The sequence below is a fragment of the Saccharothrix sabaoui genome (genome assembly GCF_051756985.1).
Lineage (GTDB): Bacteria > Actinomycetota > Actinomycetes > Mycobacteriales > Pseudonocardiaceae > Actinosynnema.
This window is the reverse complement of the sequence record NZ_JBPKJK010000171.1, coordinates 1-18,899: the sequence shown is the minus strand read 5'-3', so window position 1 is coordinate 18,899 and position 18,899 is coordinate 1. Positions and strand designations below refer to the sequence as shown.

Annotated in this window: 17 protein-coding genes; 12 read left to right on the top strand and 5 right to left on the bottom strand. The window is 72.4% G+C overall.

Annotated elements, in window-relative coordinates:
- On the bottom strand, nt 1-1,251 hold a 1,251-nt coding region (treS, locus tag ACR807_RS35035; protein ID WP_438925792.1), incomplete at its 3' end, for a maltose alpha-D-glucosyltransferase.
- Nucleotides 1,252-1,256: 5 nt separating this feature from the next.
- Entirely contained in the window at nt 1,257-3,257 is a 2,001-nt protein-coding gene (locus tag ACR807_RS35030) for a maltotransferase domain-containing protein (protein WP_438925791.1), read from the bottom strand.
- 295 nt (nt 3,258-3,552) lie between these two features.
- On the opposite strand from ACR807_RS35030, the gene ACR807_RS35025 reads away from it, so the two are divergent.
- From ACR807_RS35025 to ACR807_RS34975, 11 genes are all read left to right on the top strand, one after another.
- Nucleotides 3,553-4,377: a type 1 glutamine amidotransferase domain-containing protein gene (locus ACR807_RS35025; protein ID WP_438925790.1), complete on the top strand. Its 825-nt coding sequence runs from the start codon at nt 3,553-3,555 to the stop codon at nt 4,375-4,377.
- Between the two features lie 36 nt (nt 4,378-4,413).
- Nucleotides 4,414-6,024, top strand: coding sequence for a thiamine pyrophosphate-binding protein (locus ACR807_RS35020; RefSeq protein WP_438925789.1), 1,611 nt, complete (start codon nt 4,414-4,416; stop codon nt 6,022-6,024).
- Between the two features lie 11 nt (nt 6,025-6,035).
- Nucleotides 6,036-6,728: a DJ-1/PfpI family protein gene (locus ACR807_RS35015; RefSeq protein WP_438925788.1), complete on the top strand. Its 693-nt coding sequence runs from the start codon at nt 6,036-6,038 to the stop codon at nt 6,726-6,728.
- 227 nt (nt 6,729-6,955) lie between these two features.
- Nucleotides 6,956-8,782 (top strand): AGE family epimerase/isomerase, encoded by a 1,827-nt coding sequence (locus tag ACR807_RS35010; protein ID WP_438925787.1) that lies wholly within the window; start codon nt 6,956-6,958, stop codon nt 8,780-8,782.
- 4 nt (nt 8,783-8,786) lie between these two features.
- A complete protein-coding gene (gene glgX / locus ACR807_RS35005) occupies nt 8,787-10,838 on the top strand; it encodes a glycogen debranching protein GlgX (protein WP_438925786.1) in 2,052 nt (683 codons plus the stop codon).
- Nucleotides 10,839-10,844: 6 nt separating this feature from the next.
- Entirely contained in the window at nt 10,845-11,165 is a 321-nt protein-coding gene (locus ACR807_RS35000; RefSeq protein ID WP_438925785.1) for an STAS domain-containing protein, read from the top strand.
- Nucleotides 11,162-11,608, top strand: a complete 447-nt coding sequence (locus tag ACR807_RS34995) for an ATP-binding protein (RefSeq protein WP_438925784.1) — start codon at nt 11,162-11,164, stop codon at nt 11,606-11,608. The genes ACR807_RS35000 and ACR807_RS34995 overlap by 4 nt, the downstream gene beginning before the upstream one ends.
- A complete protein-coding gene (locus tag ACR807_RS34990; protein ID WP_438925783.1) occupies nt 11,589-12,815 on the top strand; it encodes a PP2C family protein-serine/threonine phosphatase in 1,227 nt (408 codons plus the stop codon). Before ACR807_RS34995 ends, ACR807_RS34990 begins: the two co-directional genes overlap by 20 nt.
- Nucleotides 12,816-12,857: 42 nt before the next feature.
- Nucleotides 12,858-13,283: a GlcG/HbpS family heme-binding protein gene (locus ACR807_RS34985; RefSeq protein ID WP_438925782.1), complete on the top strand. Its 426-nt coding sequence runs from the start codon at nt 12,858-12,860 to the stop codon at nt 13,281-13,283.
- Between the two features lie 204 nt (nt 13,284-13,487).
- Nucleotides 13,488-13,784, top strand: a complete 297-nt coding sequence (locus ACR807_RS34980) for a hypothetical protein (protein ID WP_438925781.1) — start codon at nt 13,488-13,490, stop codon at nt 13,782-13,784.
- A gap of 107 nt (nt 13,785-13,891) precedes the next feature.
- The gene (locus ACR807_RS34975) at nt 13,892-14,524 is read left to right on the top strand and encodes an NADPH-dependent F420 reductase (RefSeq protein WP_438925780.1); all 633 of its coding nucleotides are present in this window, start codon (nt 13,892-13,894) and stop codon (nt 14,522-14,524) included.
- Between the two features lie 58 nt (nt 14,525-14,582).
- On the opposite strand, the gene ACR807_RS34970 is transcribed toward ACR807_RS34975, so the two are convergent.
- Both ACR807_RS34970 and ACR807_RS34965 read right to left on the bottom strand, forming a co-directional pair.
- Nucleotides 14,583-15,440, bottom strand: a complete 858-nt coding sequence (locus tag ACR807_RS34970) for an LLM class F420-dependent oxidoreductase (RefSeq protein WP_438925779.1) — start codon at nt 15,438-15,440, stop codon at nt 14,583-14,585.
- 88 nt (nt 15,441-15,528) lie between these two features.
- Nucleotides 15,529-16,764, bottom strand: a complete 1,236-nt coding sequence (locus ACR807_RS34965) for an MFS transporter (RefSeq protein ID WP_438925778.1) — start codon at nt 16,762-16,764, stop codon at nt 15,529-15,531.
- Nucleotides 16,765-16,937: 173 nt separating this feature from the next.
- Between ACR807_RS34965 and ACR807_RS34960 the strand changes: the two genes are divergently transcribed.
- Nucleotides 16,938-17,507: a TetR/AcrR family transcriptional regulator gene (locus tag ACR807_RS34960; RefSeq protein ID WP_438925777.1), complete on the top strand. Its 570-nt coding sequence runs from the start codon at nt 16,938-16,940 to the stop codon at nt 17,505-17,507.
- Between the two features lie 69 nt (nt 17,508-17,576).
- On the opposite strand, the gene ACR807_RS34955 is transcribed toward ACR807_RS34960, so the two are convergent.
- Nucleotides 17,577-18,899 (bottom strand): FAD-binding oxidoreductase (locus tag ACR807_RS34955; RefSeq protein ID WP_438925776.1); only part of this gene is annotated, 1,323 nt, incomplete at its 5' end.

Here is an 18,899-nt window from a genome sequence, read left to right as displayed (position 1 = left end):
TACTCGCCGGGGAAGGTGCGCGCGTTCACCGACGCCGTGATGCGTGCGCACGCCGTCGCGGTCGGGCAGCCAGATGTCGTCGCCCATGCCGATCTCGTCGCCGTAGTACAGGACGGGCGAGCCGGGCATGGACAGCAGGATCGCGGTGAGCAGCTCCTGCTGCCCCCGGTCGTTGCCCAGCAGCGGGGCCAGCCGGCGGCGGATGCCCACGTTGGCCCTCATCCGCGGCTCCGGCGCGTACTCGGCGTACATGAACTCGCGCTCGTCGTCGGTGACCATCTCCAGGGTCAGCTCGTCGTGGTTGCGCAGGAAGATGCCCCACTGCGCGCCCGACGGGATGGGCGGCGTCCGCTCCAGGATCTCGGTGACGGGCAGCGCCGACTCCTTGCGCAGGCCCATGAACAGGCGGGGCATGAGCGGGAAGTGGAACGCCATGTGGCACTCGTCGCCGCCCACGCCCGGGTCGCCGAAGTAGTGCGCCACGTCGGCGGGCCACTGGTTGGCCTCGGCCAGCAGCACCCGGCCGGGGTACTCGTCGTCGACGACCTTGCGCACCAGCTTGAGGAAGTCGTGCGTCTCCTGCAGGTTCTCGTTGTTCGTGCCGTCCCGCTCGAACAGGTAGGGCACGGCGTCGAGCCGGAACCCGTCGATGCCGAGGTCCAGCCAGAAGCGCAGGACGTCGAGCATGGCGCTCTGCACGGCCGGGTTGTCGTAGTTCAGGTCCGGCTGGTGGGAGAAGAACCGGTGCCAGTAGAACTGGCCGCGCTCCGGGTCCCAGGTCCAGTTCGAGGACTCGGTGTCGACGAAGATGATCCGGGTCAGGTCGTAGCGCTGGTCGCTGTCGCCCCACACGTAGAAGTCGCCGTACGGGCCGGTGGGGTCGCGGCGCGACTCCTGGAACCACGGGTGCGCGGACGAGGTGTGGTTCATGACCAGGTCGGTGATGACCTTCATGCCGCGCCGGTGCGCGGAGTCGAGCAGCCGCACGAAGTCGGACAGCTCCCCGAACTCCGGCCGCACGGCCCGGAAGTCGCTGATGTCGTAGCCGCCGTCGTTCATCGGGGAGGCGTAGAACGGCGGCAGCCAGACGCAGTCCACGCCGAGCCACTCCAGGTAGTCCAGCTTGGACTCCAGGCCGGCCAGGTCGCCGACGCCGTCGCCGTTGGAGTCGGCGAACGCGCTGACCAGCACCTCGTAGAACACCGCGCGCTTGAACCAGTCGGCGGTGGTGGGGTCGTTCGCGAGCGACACGGTCCTCACGCTCCTTCGGTGCGACGTGCGGGGTCGCCCGTGGTCGGGCGGCCGATGTCGACGACGTGGGCCACGGCTGTGGCCGGGTCGAGCCGGACGTAGTTCTCCCGCCCCCAGCGCCAGGTCTGGCCGGTGACCTCGTCGTGCGCGGTGAACGCCTCGCCCACGCCCAGGTCGGCCGGGTCGAGGCGCAACGTGCCCTCCTGCGGCGTGACCGGGTCGAGGGTCACCACGCACAGCACGGTGTCGCCGGTGGCGGGGTCGGTCTTGGAGTAGGCGATCAGCGCGTCGTTGTCGACGTCGTGGAAGCGCAGCTCGCGCAGCTGCCGCAGCGCCGGGTGGGCGCGGCGCAGCTCGTTGAGGCGGGTCAGCCACGGCTCCAGCGAGCGCCCCTCGCGCAGGGCGCGCTCGAAGTCGCGGGGCTGCAGCTCGTACTTCTCCGAGGCGCGGAACTCCTCGCCGCCCTCGCGCAGCACCTCGTGCTCGTGCAGCTCGAAGCCCGAGTACACGCCCCACGTGGGCGCCAGCGTCGCGGCCAGGGTGGCGCGCAGCGCGGACATCGCGGGCAGGCCGGCCTGGAGCTCCCGCGGCAGGATGTCGGGGGTGGTGACGAACAGGTTCGGCCTGGCCTCGTGGCCGTGCGCGGCGATCTCCAGCCCGAAACCGGTCAGCTCGGCCTTGGTGTTCCGCCACGTGAAGTAGGTGTAGCTCTGGTCGAAGCCCAGGCGCGCCAACCCGTACAGGCGGGCGGGCCGGGTGAACGCCTCGGCCAGGAACACCACGTCCGGGTGCTCGTGCTTGACCTGCCAGATCAGCCAGTGCCAGAAGTCCGGCGGCTTGGTGTGCGGGTTGTCCACCCGGAAGATCCGCACGCCCTGGCCGATCCAGAACCGCACCACGCGGAGGATCTCCGCGCGCAGGCCCAGCGGGTCGTTGTCGAAGTTCAGCGGGTAGATGTCCTGGTACTTCTTCGGCGGGTTCTCCGCGTACGCGATGGTCCCGTCGGGCAGCTCGGTGAACCACTCGGGGTGCTCGGTCACCCACGGGTGGTCGGGCGCGCACTGGAGCGCCAGGTCCAGCGCCACCTCCAGGCCCAGCCCGGCGGCCCGGTCGACGAACGCCTTGAAGTCGACCAGCGTCCCCAGGTCGGGGTGCACGGCGTCGTGCCCGCCGTCGCGCGAGCCGATCGCCCACGGCGAGCCCACGTCGTCCGGCCCGGCGGTCAGGGCGTTGTCGCGCCCCTTGCGGTTCACCTCCCCGATCGGGTGGATCGGTGGCAGGTACACCACGTCGAACCCCATCCGGGCGATCCGCTCCAGCGCGTCGGCGGCGGTGGCGAACGTGCCGTGCACCGGCTTTCCCCCCGCGTCCCACCCCCCGGTGGAGCGGGGGAAGAACTCGTACCAGGAACCGTGCGCGGCGCGGTCGCGGTCCACCCACAGCCGGTGGGTCTCGCCGCGGCTGACCAGGTCGCGCACCGGGCGCTCGCGCATCGCCCGCGCCACCGGGGCGGCCAGCGCGGGCGCCACCCGCCTGCCCGGTGGCAGCGCCGGGTCGTCGAGCGCGCGTGCCGCGCCCAGCAGCGCCGCCCGCTCCTCCCTCGGCCGCTTGACCAGCGCCGCCCGCCGCAGCAGGTCCACGCCGGCGGCGAGGTCGTTGGCCAGCTCCGCCGCGCCCTGACCCGCGTCGAGCTTGGCCCGCACCGCGTGCTCCCAGGTGGCCCACGGGTCGGACCACGCGTCCACCCGGAAGGTCCACTGGCCGGGCCGGTCGGGGGCGATCGGGGCGGACCAGCGGTCCGCGCCCGGGTCGACCAGGACCATGCGCGTCCGCCGCGCCGCCCGGTCGCCGGGTCCCCGCCACACCACGGTCGCGCCCGCCGCGTCGTGCCCCTCGCGCCACACCGCGGCGGTCACCGGGACGTGCTCACCCACGACGGCCTTCGCGGGATAACGTCCCGCGGCGACCACCGGCATCACATCTTCGACATAGATTCGGCCGGACATCACACCCGTCCTTTCTCGGTGGATCGAACAAAAGGATGCCGCATCCGGAGAACGCGGATAACCGTTTCTCGATCGGTTCGGAAAGTTCCTGACCAGCGCATTCACCCGTGGTCGGGGCGGACGTCACGAAGTGCGCCATCGGCCGTTCGCGCAGGTCTTGCCGTTAACTCCCGGTCCTACTTCACGGAGTGGCCGTGCGGCCCCGTCCGGTGCTTGTCGCCCCGGCCCCGATCGGGTCAACTCGTCCTCGGCAGCAATTCACCACGGATCTGCCGACACCAGCGACGGAGAAACGATGACGAAGAAGATTCTGTTCGTCCTCTCGGAATACGGCTACTGGGGCGAGGAACTCCTCGGCCCGGTCGCCACGTTCGACGAGCGGGGCTACCAGTCGGTCTTCGCGACGCCCACCGGCGCGCGGGCCCGAGCACTGCCGCCGAGCCTCGACCCCGGCTACATCGACCCGCCCCTGGGCCGGTCGGTGACCACGCCGGAGGTCGCGGTGGCGGCGAAGGAGCTGGACGAGTCGTCCCGGCTCGACAACCCCATCAGCCTCGCCGAGTGGATCCCGGACCGCCCGTACTTCAGCGAGCCGGACTTCCTGCGCCGCATCGAGGCGTACAACCGCGAGCTGGGCAACCTCGACGAGGACATCAAGCAGTTCGACGCCCTGGTGATCGTCGGCGGCTCCGGCCCGATCGTGGACCTGGCCAACAACGAGCGCCTGCACGAGCTGATCCTCGCGTTCCTGCGCGCGGACAAGCCCATCGTCGGCGAGTGCTACGGCGTCGCGCCGCTGGCCTTCGCCCGCGACTGGGAGGACCGCAAGTCGATCATCTGGGGCAAGCACGTCACGGGCCACTGCAAGGAGTACGACTACAAGGACGGCACCGGCTTCATCGGCGTCGACTTCAACATGGGCCCGCCGCCGTACCCCCTGGAGTACATCCTCCGCGACGCCACCGGCCCCGACGGTGCCTACCACGGCAACGTCGGCAAGGAGGTCTCGGTGATCGTCGACTACCCGTTCATCACCGCGCGTTCCACGCCGGACTCGTTCCCGGCCGGTGAGAAGCTCGTCGAAGTCCTCGAATCCGGCCTGCGCCGATTCGGTTGGTGACCACTCAGCTGTAGCGAATCGGGAAGGAATACGGTCATGACCGCAAGGCCGGGAAAGGTCGCCATCTTCGAGCAGTTCGTCGCGGATGGCTTTACCCGGATGTTCGGGAATCCGGGAACCGTGGAAGAGGGGTTCCTGGACATCCTGGAGGGCGTGCCGGGCTTCGAGTACGTGCTGGCGCTGCAGGAGACCGTCGCCATCGCGATGGCCGACGGCTACGCCAGGGCGACGGCCGGGCCCGCGCTGGTCCAGCTGCACACCGGCGTGGGTCTCGGCAACGGCATCGGCATGCTGTACCAGGCCATGCGCGGTCATTCACCGCTGGTGGTCATCGCGGGCGAGGCCGGGGTGCGGTACGACGCGATGGACTCGCAGATGGCCACCGACCTCGTCGCCATGGCGAGGCCGGTGACCAAGTGGGCCACCCGGGTCACCCACCCGTCGTCGCTGCTGCGCACCCTGCGCCGCGCCGTGAAGACGGCCATGACCGCCCCGCGCGGTCCGGTCTTCGTCGCGCTGCCGATGGACGTGCTCGACGCGGAGAACACCGAGGAGGTGCGGCGCAGCACCGTACCCAGCCAGGCGGTCGTCCCTGTCCAGGAGGACCTGGACAGGGCGACCGCCGCGCTGACCGGCGCGTACCACCCCGTGATCCTCATGGGCGACGGCGTGTCGGTCTCCGGTGCGCAGGACGAGCTGACCCGCGTGGCGGAGCTGCTCGACGCGCCGGTGTGGGGCCTGGACTCCTCCGAGCTGAACATGGACAACACGCACCCGCTGTGGCAGGGACAGCTCGGGCACATGTTCGGCGCCAACTCCGAGCGCCAGGTGGCGGACGCGGACGCCGTGCTGATCGTGGGGACCTACGTGTTCCCCGAGGTGTTCCCCTCGCTGCACAACCCGTTCCGGGCCGACGCGAAGATCGTGCACGTCGACCTGGACACCTACGAGATCGCCAAGAACCACCCGGTGGACGTGGCGCTGGCCGCGGACCCGAAGCACACCCTGGCCGCGCTGGGCGAGCGGCTGTTCGCGGCGGGGCGGCGACCCACCGCGCGCTCGTCGGCGGTGTGGCGGCGGCCCCGACCGGGGCAGAACGCGCCGATGATGGAGCTGTTCGCGGCCGAGCTGGCCGAGCAGGGCGGCAGCGACCTGGTGATCTTCGACGAGGCCCTCACCTCCTCGCCGGCGCTCACCAAGTACCTGCCGCCGCGGGTGAAGGGCAACTACTTCTCCACCCGCGGCGGGTCGCTGGGCATCGGCATCCCCGGCGCCATCGGCGCCAAGATGGCCCGGCCCGACGCCGAGGTCGTCGGGTTCACCGGCGACGGCGGCTCGATGTACACCATCCAGGCGCTGTGGACGGCGGCCCGCGAGGGGATCGCGGCCAAGTTCGTCATCTGCAACAACCACCGCTACGAGCTGCTCGACCTCAACATCGAGCAGTACTGGAGCGAACGCGGCATCGACCGGCACGAGTACCCGTCCGGGTTCGACCTGGGCCGGCCGGAGATCGGGTTCGCCGAGCTGGCCCGCGCCCTGGGCGTGGACGGCGTGCGGGTGGAGAAGCCGAGCCAGGTGGCGGGTGCCGTGCGGCGGATGCTCACCGCCACCGGTCCGTTCCTGATCGACCTGGTCACGAAGTAGGAGGGTCGCAGATGCCGGAACTCGCGCGTCGCGAGAACGGTCGCCTGGCCGGCCGCACCGTCGCGATCTTCATGGAAACCGACTACGTCGAACCGGAAATCGCCTACTACGAGCGCAGGTTCGCCGAGGAGGGCGCCACGATCGAGTACCTGACCCGGTTGTGGGGCCAGGAGTCGATCACCTTCACCGGCCACGAGTACCAGGTGCCGCTGACCGTCAGCGGCGACCTGGAGGCGGTGGACGACGACACCCTGCGCGGCTACGACGCCCTCATCGTGCCCTCGGGCATGGTGTCGGACCGGCTGCGCTACAGCGAGACCCCGACGGGCCGGGCGCCCGCCGTGGACCTCCTCGCCCGGGCGTTCGCCGAGCCGGGCGTCCTCAAGGGGATCATCTGCCACGGCATGTGGCTGGTCGCGCCGATCCCCGAGGTCGTGGCCGGTCGCCGGGTCACCTGCCACAACAACCTGATCGGGGACGTGCGCAACATGGGCGCCGCGTACACCGACCAGGACGTGGTGGTGGACGGCGACCTCGTCACGGGGCGCAGCGCCGACGCCGCGCACCTGTTCGCGCGCACGTTGATCGACCTGATCGCGGCGCGCACCCCGGTGGGCAGCATGCGCAGCCGCCAACGCATGTTGCGCGGCATCGGCCTGACCCCGCCCGGCCCGCGCCACGCGGCCACCGACCCCCGCCCCTGACCCGAGCGCACGACCCGCCGCCCGCGAGCGCACGACACACCGCGCACGAGCGCATGACTCGCGGGTCGTCAACGCAGGACTCGCCGGTGTCCCGGCCGGACCTCGGCGAGTCCTGCGCTCGTGGCCCGTGAGTCGTGCGTTCGCGACGTGCGGGTCGTGCGTTCGGGGCTTACCCAGCAGACCCGCCCCGTGGGGGTGGGCACCGATTGGAGTGCAGGTGACGACCCATGGTCGCTGACAACCGCATGGACTTCGTGTTCTCCGACCTCGTCGCCGGGTACGTGGTCGCGTTCGACCCCACCCGGGGCGCGCTGGACCTGCGCACCAGCGACGGCCGCGCGGTCCGGGCCAGGATCACCCGCGACACGTACGCGGAGATGACCCGCAACCTGGGCGAGCCGCCGGTCAGCGTGCCGGAGCCGCTGCGCGACCTGCTCACGCCCGGCCGGCACGTCTTCGTCCACGGCCTGTACTACCCGGAGCGCGGCGACGCGGTGTTCGACGCCAAGCGCGTCGTGCTGGTGGGCCCCGGCGACCGCTACCGGTTCGAGGAGACCGACTGGTGGCCCCGGCAGCTCGCCGAGCTGGCCCGCTTCTACCGGCACGCCCAGTTCGGCGCGAAGAGCCCCGTCGACTTCGCCGACTACCGCACGGTCCTGCGCCTGGGCGGCGACAAGTCCGACGACCACGTGCAGGAGACCGACACCCTCTCGCGCCTGGTCTACGGCATGGCCAGCGCCTACATGCTCACCGGCGACGAGGACTTCCTGGACGTCGCCGAACGCGGCACCGAGTACCTGCGCGACAACATGCGGTTCGTCGACCGGGACGAGAACGTCGTCTACTGGTACCACGGCATCGACGTGCGCGACGGCGCCCAGTTCCGCTCCTTCGCGTCGGAGTTCACCGACGACGCGCAGTCCATCCCGGCCTACGAGCAGATCTACGCCCTGGTCGGCCCCACCCAGACCTACCGCATCACCGGTGACCCGCGCATCGCGTCCGACATCGACGGCACGCTGCGCCTGTTCGAGCGGTTCTTCAAGGACCCGGTGCGCGGCGGCTACTACTCGCACGTCGACCCGATCCTGCTCAGCCCGCACCACGACTCGCTGGGCCCGAACAAGTCGCGCAAGAACTGGAACTCCATCGGCGACCACGCGCCCGCGTACCTGATCAACCTCTACCTCGCCACCGGCGAGGAGCGGCACGCGAAGATGCTGGAGGAGACGTTCGACCTGATCGTCCAGCACTTCCCGGACGCGACCAGCCCGTTCGTCCAGGAGCGCTTCCACGGCGACTGGACGCCGGACCGCACGCACGGCTGGCAGCAGGACCGCGCGGTGGTCGGCCACAACCTCAAGATCGCCTGGAACCTGATCCGGATGAACTCCATCCGGGCCAAGGACTCCTACACCACGCTCGCCGACCGGATCGCCCGCTCGCTGCCCGCCTACGGCGCGGACCGGCAGCGCGGCGGCTGGTACGACGTGGTGCAGCGGGTGCTGGGCGTCGGCCAGGACACCCACCGCCTGGTGTGGCACGACCGCAAGGCGTGGTGGCAGCAGGAGCAGGCCATCCTGGCCTACCTGGTCCTCGCGGGCACCACCGGCGACGACGAGTTCCTGCGGCACGGCCGCGAGGCGCAGGCGTTCTACAACGCGTTCTTCCTCGACCACGACGAGGGCGGCGTCTACTTCAACGTGCTGGCGGACGGCCACCCGTACCTGCTGGGCACCGAGCGGCTCAAGGGCAGCCACTCCATGTCCGTGTACCACGCGGCGGAGCTGGCGTTCCTGGCCACCGTGTACGGCCGGCTGCTGCTCGGCGGCGGCCCGCTGTCGCTGTGGTTCAAGCCGCGCGCGGACGGCTTCAAGGACCGCGTGCTGCGGGTCGCGCCGGACGCGCTGCCCGCCGGGGCGGCCCGCCTGGAGTGGGTGGAGGTCGACGGCCGGCCGCACGCCGACTTCGACCCGGTGGCGATGACGGTCAACCTGCCCGACTCCGACCACGACCTCACGGTGCGGGCCCACCTGGCGCCCGCGGAGGGGTAGTCCGGTGACCGCCGACCTGGCCACGCGGTGGATCGCCGGGTACGAGGTGCGCGCCGGGCGGCAGCTGCCGTTCGGCGCCACCCCCGTGCCCGGCGGGGTCACCTTCTCGGTGCCGTCCAACCACGCCACGGCCGTCACGCTGGTGCTGTTCGCCCGCGGGTCGACCGAGGTGCTGGCGGAGCTGCCGTTCCCGGAGGAGTTCCGGGTGGGCGGCGCGTGGGCGATGACCGTGTTCGGGGTCGACCCCGACGAGGTCGACTACGGCTACCGCGTGGACGGGCCGTTCGACCCGGTCGCCGGGCACCGGTTCGACCCGACCGCCGTGCTGGTCGACCCGTACGCGAAGGCCCTGGCGGGTGCCGAGGAGTGGGGCGTGCGGCCCGGCCCGAGGTACGCGCCGACCCGGTGGCGCTCGCGCGTGGTGCGCGACGAGTTCGACTGGGAGGACGACCGCCGGCCCGGCCACGCGCCCGAGGACCTGGTGGTCTACGAGCTGCACGTGCGCGGCTTCACCCGGCACCCGAGCTCCGGGGTCCGGTCGCCCGGCACCTACGCCGGGCTGGTCGAGAAGATCCCGTACCTCAAGCGCCTCGGCGTGAACTGCGTCGAGCTGATGCCGGTGTTCGAGTTCGACGAGTTCACCGACTCGCGCCACGACCCGGTAACGGACACCTGGTGGTACAACTACTGGGGCTACAGCACCGTGGGCTTCTTCGCCCCCAAGGCGTCCTTCGCCGCCGGTCCGTCCCCCGTGGACGAGCTGAAGACCCTGGTGAAGGAGCTGCACCGGGCGGGCATCGAGGTCTTCCTCGACGTGGTGTTCAACCACACCGCCGAGGGCAACGAGGACGGGCCGACGATCTCGTTCCGCGGCCTGGACAACCGCACGTTCTACATGCTCACGCCGCGCGGGGAGTACTACAACTTCAGCGGCACCGGCAACACCGTCGACTGCAACGACCCGGTGGTGCGCGGCTTCGTGCTGGACTGCCTGCGCTACTGGGCCTCGGAGTACCACGTCGACGGGTTCCGCTTCGACCTGGCGGCCATCCTCTCGCGCGGTTCCGACGGCGCGGTGCTGGCGAACCCGCCGCTGGTGGAGGCGCTGGCCAACGACCCGGTGCTGCGCGACTGCAAGCTGATCGCCGAGGCGTGGGACGCCGCCGGCCTCTACCAGGTGGGCAGCTTCCCCGGCCACCGGCGCTTCGCCGAGTGGAACGGCCGCTACCGCGACGCGCTGCGCCGCTTCCTCAAGGGCGACGACGGCGTGGTGGGGGAGGTGGCCACCCGGTTCGCCGGGTCGCCCGACCTCTACGGCGACCGCGAGCCGGCGGCGTCGGTCAACTTCGTCACCGCGCACGACGGCTTCACCCTCGCCGACCTGGTGTCCTACAACGACAAGCACAACGAGGCCAACGGCGAGGGCGGTCGCGACGGCGACAACGGCAACAACTCGTGGAACAGCGGCGTCGAGGGGCCCACCGACGACCCCGGCGTGCTGGCGCTGCGGGCGCGGCAGGTGCGCAACGCCCTGCTGCTGCTGGCGACCAGCCAGGGCGTGCCGATGCTGCTGGCCGGTGACGAGGCGGGCCGCACCCAGCGCGGCAACAACAACGCCTACTGCCACGACGGCGAGCTGTCCTGGTTCGACTGGGACCTGGTGGGGCGCAACGACGACCTGGTCGAGTTCACCCGCCGGGTGCTCGCGTTCCGCGCGGCCCACCCGGCGCTGCGCCACCGGGGCCACCTCGTCGGCGGCCGGGACGTGACCTGGCAGGGCGCGGACGGCGGCGAACCGGACTGGTCGCCGTCGAGCAGGCTGCTGGCCGCGCGGGTGAGCCGCGGCGAGGACCACGTGTTCGTGGCGGCCAACACCCACTGGGAGGGCGTGGAGGTGGCGCTCCCGGAGGGCTTCGGGTGGCGCCTGTTCGCCGACACCTGGACGGGCGAGGCGCACGAGCCCGGCACGGAACCACCGGTCGCCGACCGGTCGCGGCTGTGGGCGGGGCCGCGTTCGGTGGTGGTGCTGACCGCCCGCCCGACGAGAGGGGTGTGAGGGACGATGGGTTTCGAGGCCAAGAGCCACGTGTGGGACGGGATCGCCACGATCCGGCTGCGCGGCGAGTTGGAGGCGCGGTCGGCGGGCAAGCTGAACCGGGTGATCGCCGAGGTCGCCGCCCAGCCGCTCAAGCGGCTGGTGCTGCTGATGGACGAGCTGTCCTACCTGTCCTCCGCGGGACTGCGCAGCCTGGTGTACGCGCACCAGAGGCTGGGCCGCGGCGTGCAGATCGTGCTGGTCGGGACGCAGCCGGAGGTGGCCGAGACGATCCGGCTGACCGGTTTCGACCGCAGCGTGGTGATGCAGGAGCCGGCGGGGGCATGACCGCCGAGTCGTCGTCCGCGGTGGAGACCGCGGACACGGTGGGCCCGCGGGTCGCGGAGGTGGTGCGCGGCCTCGCCGAGCGCGCCTCCCTGACCCGCGGGCAGGCCCACCGGTTGAGGTTGGCCGTCGACGAGATCGCAACGAACATCGTCGAGCACGGCTACGGCGGGCGCGGCGAGGTCCGCGTCTGCGGCGGGGTGGACGGTGACCGGGTGTGGGTGCGCACCGAGGACCGGGCGCCGCCGTTCGACCCGCGCGCCCACGACCCGTCGGACGTGCTGGGGACCCACCCGACCGAACGGACTCCGGGCGGGTTGGGTGTGCACCTCGCCCTGACGGCCCTCGACGAGTTCCACTACGAGTACGTGGACGGCCGGAACCGCAGCACGATGGTGGTGCGCCGGCTGCCGGGGGAGGGTCGAAGTGGCACTGACAGCTGTTGAGCGGCAGACGCGCGAGGTGCTGGTGGTGGCCCGCGGGCTGCCGGTCGTGGCGGCCTCGCTGGAGGAGGCGGGTTTCCGCGTCCAGGTGGTGGAGCCGGGTGAGGTGGACGGGGCCGGGCGGCCCGACGTGGTGCTGTTCGCGGCGTCGCTGGGCCTGCGCCTGGTGGGGGTGCTGACCCGCAGGCTCGCCGACGCGGGCGCGCGGCACCGGGTGGTGGTGTTCGCCGACGGCGACCTGGCCGCGCTGGAGGCCTGCGTGCGCGCGGGGTACGACTACGTCGCGCCGCCGTACTCGCCGGTGCTGCTGCGCGGGCGGCTGCTGTCGACGGGGGAGCGCGACCGGTTCGCCGCGTTGGCGGACCGGCGCGCCGCCGAGGCCGCGTTCCACGAGTACGAGCAGGACCTGTCCCTGGTCAACGACCTGCAGGCCGGGTTCCTGCCCGACGTCCTGCCCGCGCCGCCCGGGTGGGAGCTGGCCGCCCGCTTCCGGCCGGCCCGCCTGGTCGCGGGCGACTTCTACGACTGCTTCGAGCTGCTCGACGGCCACCGGCTGGGGCTGGTCGTGGCCGACGTGTGCGACAAGGGCATCGGCGCGGCCCTGTTCATGGCGCTCATCCGCACCCTGTTGCGGCACGGCGCCGAGGACGACGCGGTGCCGCGCGAGGCGGGTGACCCGGGGCTGTCGCCGCGGTTGACCCACGGCGCCGGACCGCTGGCGCGGGCGGTCGCCGACACCAACCGCTACCTGGCCCGCAACCACCTGCGGCAGGGCTACTTCGCGACGGTGTTCTTCGGCGTGCTCGACCCGCTGTCCGGGGACCTGGTCTACATCAACTGCGGCCACAACCCGCCGGTGGTGGTGCGCGCCGACGGTTCGCGCACGGAGCTGCCGCCCACCGGGCCCGCGCTCGGGATGCTCGCCGACGGGGTGCACGCGCTGGGCCACGTCCGGCTCGGCCCGGGGGACTCGCTGCTGGTCTACACCGACGGCGTGACCGAGGCGCGGGACGCGGTCGGGCGGCGGCTGGGCGTGGAGCCGGTGCTGGCCGCGGTGCCGCCGGGCGGCTCGGCCGAGGAGCTGCTGGCCTCCGTGGACGAGGTGCTGCGGCGGCACGTCGGCGGCGCGTCGCAGTCCGACGACATCACGGTGCTCGGTCTGCACCGGGTTGGACCCGCCCCCTTGTTAGGGAGGGTTCCCCTACATTAGGCTCGCCCTCGTCGGATACCCGGTCGAGTAGGAGTCACGAGCGTGAACACGCCTGCACTGTCCTTCCAGGACGCCCGCCGCGCGCTGGACGCGGCCCTCGCGCACGCCGAGCAGCTGAACGTCGCCGTCGCCGTCGCCGTCGTCGACAACGGGGGCAACACCGTCGCGCTCGCGCGCCAGGACGGTGCCACCTTCCTGAGCGGCCGCCTGGCCGTCAGCAAGGCGGTGACGTCCGCCGGTCTCGGTTTCGAGACCGAGGGGCTGAGCCAGTTCCTGTCCGGCAACCCCGCCCTGCTGGCGGGTCTGTCGACCCAGCCCGACGTGGCCGTCGTCCCCGGCGGCGTGCCGATCGTCGTCGGCGGCACGATCGTCGGCGCCATCGGTGTCGCGGGCGGTCAGGCCGGCGAGGACGGCCCGGTCGCCAAGGCCGGTCTCGCCGCCCTGACCCCCGAGGTCGTCGGCGCCTGAGGTCCCCGGCCGGCACGGGCGCACGCGCCGTCGCCCGTGCCGGCCGGACCGCCCCCGCGACCCGTCGCGGGAACGGAACGGACGGACAACGTCGAATTCACGGAATACCCCCGGTAAATCGCTCCGGCCTGGTCCGCGCATTGTTCGCGGGTAATGTTCGGGATGAGTTGTTGACCACTCGTTCCGAATGGGGTGCGGTTACCGATGGCAATTGTCGAGACAATCAGGTTCCGGTTGGTCGACGGGTTCGACGAGGCCAAGTTCCGGGAGATCAACATCAAGATGCAGCGCGAGTACATGGAGCCCAAGCCGGGCTTCGTCTCGCGCCAGTCGGCCATCGCCGAGCACGGCGAGTGGCTGATCGTGGTGACGTGGGCGAGCCCGGAGGCCGCGCAGGCGGTCATCTCGGCCTTCTACGGCGCCCCGGAGACGCAGGACTTCCTGTCGGCCATCGACCTGTCGTCCGTGCAGCCCGGCAGCTACACCCTCGTCGAGAACTGACGAGCCGGGGCCGGCCGGGCGGCGTCCCCCTCCGGCCGGCCGGCCCCGTCGCCCGAATCACGAGAACAGCGTTCCCCGGTCCGACCGGGAGGAGAGGAATGGTGGCCGTGGCCTTCGGAATCATCGGCGCCGGTGAGATCGGCGGTGCCCTGACCGCGCAGCTCGTCCGCAACGGGCACGAGGTCGTGATCGCGAACTCGCGCGGTCCCGAGACGCTCGCGGACCTGGTCGCGGAATTCGGCCCGAAGGTGAAGGCGGGCACGGTGGAGGACGCCGCGCGGGCGGGGGAGCTGGTCTTCCTGGCCATCCCGTTCAACCGCTACGCCGAGCTGCCCGCCGCCGCCTTCGAGGGGCGCGTCGTGGTCGACGCGGGCAACTACTACGCCGACCGCGACGGCCACGACCCGCGGCTGGAGTCCGGGGAGACCAGCAGCGGCCAGGTCCTGGCCGGGCTGCTGCCCGGCGCGGTCGTGGTCAAGGCTTTCAACACCGTGTGGTACCGCAGGCTGCGCGACGAGGGTCGGCCCGACCTGCCCCTCGCCGAGCGGATCGCGGTCCCCGTGGCCTCCGACGACGCCGACGCCAAGGCCAGGGTCTCCGCCCTGGTCGAGGAGTTCGGCTTCGCGCCAGTGGACAACGGCGCCCTCGCGGACAGCCGCAGGCAGGAACTGGGCACGCCGGTCTTCAACCAGGTGGTCGGCCCCGTCGAGGCCGAAGCCCTGCTGCACCGGGTGCCCTGAGCGCCGGTCCACGACGAGGGGCCTCCCACCGACCGGTGGGAGGCCCCTCCGCACGTGCTCAGAGGATCGGCAGCACGTCCCGCAGCACGGCGAGGTGCTCGTCGACCGACCCGAGGCCCAGCCCCATCGTGCTCACGCACAGGTGCGTGGCGCCCAGCTCGCGCCACCCGGCCGCGAACGAGGCCCAGTCGCGCTCCGGGACCTCCGAGAGCTTCAACCGGGGCTCGAACCCCAGCGCGCCGGGGTCGCGGCCCGCCTCGGCGGCGTAGCCCCGGACGCGCCGCAGCATGTCCGCGGCCACCGCGTCGGGCGCGCGCTGCGGCAACCACCCGTCGCCCAGCCGCCCGGCCCGGCGCAGCACCGGTTCCGCGTTGCCGCCGAACCACACCGGGACGCGCCCGGCCGCCGGCCGCGGCTTGATGCCCGCGTGGTCGACGGTGTGCCAGCGGCCCCGGAAGTCCACGGACGGCCGCGCCCACAGCAGGCGCATCAGCTCGACCTGCTCGGCGCTGCGCGCGCCCCGGTTGGTGAAGTCCTCGCCGAGGGCCTCGTACTCCACGCTGTTCCAGCCGATCCCGACGCCCAGCCGCAGCCGGCCGCCGCTGAGGACGTCGACCTCGGCCGCCTGCTTCGCCACCAGCACGGTCTGCCGCTGCGGCAGCACGAGCACGCCGGTGGCCAGCTCCAGCCGGGTCGTGACCGCGGCCAGGAAGCCGAGCAGGACGAACACCTCGTGGAACGGCGTCTCGTGGTCGTAGGCGGGCCGGTTCGGGCGGGCGCGGAAGTCGGCGCCCGCCACGTGGTCGAACACCAGCGCGTGGGCGTAGCCGATCTCCTCGACCGACCGCGCCCACGTGCGGATGTCCTCGGGGTCGTCGCCGATCTCCGTCTGCGGGAAGATCGCTCCTGCGCGCAAGGCGCTGCTCCTGTCCTGTCGTGGTCCGGGCACGGGGGAGGCGAGGCAGCGTGGGGGATACGCTGCCTCGCCTCGGTGGAGGGACCGCTCAGCTGGTGGCGGCCTTCTCGTCCTCCACCGGTACGGCGGTGCCCGCGCTGGTGGGCTCCGCCGCGGGCTTGAGCGCGCTGGTGGCCCACGCCGCCACGACGCCGACCGCGCAGATGATCAGCGCCGTCAGCATGGCGCCGTCCGCGCCGCGGTTGATCGCCGCGCCGCCGATGAGCGCACCGACCGCGATGCCCGCGGTGACCGCCGAGGCGGGCAGCGTGGCCGCGAAGTCGCGACCCGGGCCGGCGAGGGTGACCACGCGGTACTGGATCGACGGCACGATGCCGAACCCGACGATGCCCCACACGCCCAGGGCGATCGCGGCCACCACCGGGTTGGAACCGGCGAAGTACAGCGCCGCGAGCGCGATCACCAGGATCAGGCTGCCGACGACGATCGTGCCCGCGGCGTTCTTGTCCGCGGCGGAACCGCCCAGGAACGTGCCGACGGCGTTCGCGATGCCGTACACCAGCAGGAAGATCGAGATGGTGCCGCCGGAGATGCCGGTGACGTCGGCCAGGAACGGCTGGAGGTAGGTCAGGCCGGCGAACTGGCCGCCCATGATCAGGAAGCCGAGGCCCAGCAGCGCCAGCACCTTGGGCGCGAGCGCGTGCTTGGCCTGCGCGCCGAAGCCGCCGACCCCCGAGTTCGGCACCGGCGGGATGACGACCAGCGCCAGCACCAGGGCCAGGGCGCCGGTGATGACGATGGCCACGAACGACGCCTCCCAGCCCCAGCTCTGGCCGATCAGGGTGCCGATCGGGACGCCGAGGGCGGTGGAGACCGCCACGCCGCCGAAGACGAACGAGATCGCCTTGCCCATCTTCTCCGGCGGCATCATGCCCGCGCCGACGGCGAAGGCCACGCCCATGAACAGGCCGTGCAGCGAGCCGGTGAGCACCCGGGCGAACAGCAGCATGCCGAAGCCGGTGGCCACCACGGCGAGCACGTTGCCCACCACGTAGGCCGCCAGGGTCAGCTGGAGCAGCTGCTTGCGGGCGAACTTGATCGTGAGGGCGGTCAGGATCGGACCGCCGATGGACACGCCCAGCGCGTAGGTCGTCACCAGGCTGCCCGCGGAGCCGATCGAGACGCCCATGTCGTCGGCGATCAGGTTCAGGATGCCGACGACGATCAGCTCGGCGCTGCCCGCGACGAATGCGCCGAGGAACAAAGCGCCGAGCGCCAGGTTGGTTCGCGCCGGGCTGAGTCCCGGTCGCAGGTCTGCACTCATGTGCACCTTCCTCGTAGTTCGGTGGTGTCCCGCGGGTCCTTCTGCCGGACCCGCGGGGCGTTCTCCTGCGACGCCCTGGTCCCAGTCGGTCGACCCGGTGTTAGGGAACGATCCCTAGCATTGCGCGGCCAACCGTAATACAGTCGGACGGACCGAAGCAAGGGGTGGCCGCGATGCAACGCACTTCCGCTGACACCCGTGAGCACGTCCTGCGCGTCGCCCACGGGCTCTTCCACGGCAACGGCATCCGGGTCACCGGTGTCGACAAGGTCGCCGCCGCGGCGGGCGTCGCGCCCACCACGCTGTACCGGCTGTTCGCCGACAAGGACGACCTGGTCGCCGCCTACGTGGCCCGGGCGGACGAGCTGACCAGGGCGTGGTTCGCGGACGCCGTGCGGTCGGCGGGCCCCGACCCGCGCGAGCGGGTGCTCGCCGTGTTCGACGCCCTGACCGACGACATCCAGTCCGACGCCCGCCGCGGTTGTGCCTTCCTGATGGCCCTGGCCGAGTTCCCCGACCCGGCCTCGCCCGTCCACGTGCGCGCCGTCGCGGCCAAGGAGTGGATGAGGACCCGGATCGGCGAGCTGGTCGGGGCGCTGGGCGGGGTGGACGACCCGGACGTGCTGGCCGACCACCTCGTGCTGGTGGTCGAGGGCGTCAACGCCTCCTCGCAGGCCCTCGGCCCGACCGGGCCGTCGCGCCAGGCCCGCGCGCTCGCCGAGGCGCTGCTGCCGCCGCGGTGACCCGGGGTGGTGCCCCCGGACCGCTGGACCCCGGGCTGATCGGACCCCGGACCGGCCGGACCCGGGCGGTCAGAACAGCGTCGGCACACCGCTGAACGCGTTGTCCGGGTCGTACCGCCGCTTGACCTCGAACAACCTCGTGGCGTTCGGGCCGTAGGCGACGCGCACCCGTTCGGTGTCCTCCGGCGCCAGCAGGTTCTGGTACCCGCCGGGCAGGGAGTGCGGCGCCAGGTCCGCGGACAGCCGCTCCACCCACTCCCGGTGGCGGTCGCCGTCCTCGCCGACCTCCCACGTGCCGACGACCTCCACCAGGTTGTGCTCCCGGCGCAGCGCGAACGCCGTCGCCGAGGACGGCACGCGCGTCGCGGCGCCGTGGAAGTGGTGCACGAACACGCCCGAGTACGGCGAGGTGATCCGCTCGGCCGCGTCCACCAGCACCTCGGCCACCTCGTCGGTGATCTCCGGCAGCTGCCGGTTCGCCGCCACCGTGTGCCTGCCGTCCACCACGGTGGCGTCGAGCAGGCCCAGCACCTCGAACGGCGTCATCGACCCGAGCTGCGCCGAGAGCGGCTTGCCCAGCGCGGTCACCCGCGCGGCCCAGTCCTCGCCGCGCGCCGGGTTGCCGCTCCACATCGGCAGCAGGTACAGCAGCGCCCGGCCGTCCGGACCGCAGAAGAAGCCGGTCATCACGGTCAGCTCGTCCGGCGCGGCGGCGGTCAGCTCGCGGTAGCCGCGCAGCACCGAGCGCGCCTGGTCCAGCCCGAACAGCACCATGCCGGAGACCACCGAGCGCAGCGGGTGCACCCGGAAGGTGGTCTCGGTGACCACGCCGAAGTTGCCGCCGCCCCCGCGCAGCGCCCAGAACAGGTCGGGCTCCCGCACCGGGCTCGCGGTCACCACCTCGCCGTCGGCGAGCACCACCCGCGCGCCGATCAGGTTGTCCAGCGCCAGGCCGTGCTTGCCCAGCAGCAGGCCGTACCCGCCGCCCATGGCCAGGCCGGTCACGCCGACCGCCTTCACCGTGCCCACCGCGGCCGCCAGCCCGTGCCAGTCGACGGCCGAGCCGAGCACCCCCGCCGTGGTGCCGCCCTGCGCCTGGGCCGTGGAGGCGAACGGGTCCACGCCCACCCCGCGCATCCGGCCGAGGTCGATCACCAGGCCGCCGTCGCGCACGGCCCGGCCCGCCCAGTCGTGCCCGCCGCCGCGCACCGACAGCGGCAGGCCGCGGTCCCGCGCCGTGCGGACCGCCCGCACCACGTCGGCCTCGTGGGCCGCCCGCACGACCACCGCGGGGTGGTGGTCGTGCAGCCCGTTCCAGACCCGGCGGGCGCCGTCGTAGTCGGTGTCCGAGGCGACCAGCACGTCGCCGTCCAGCTTCCCGCGCAACTCGGT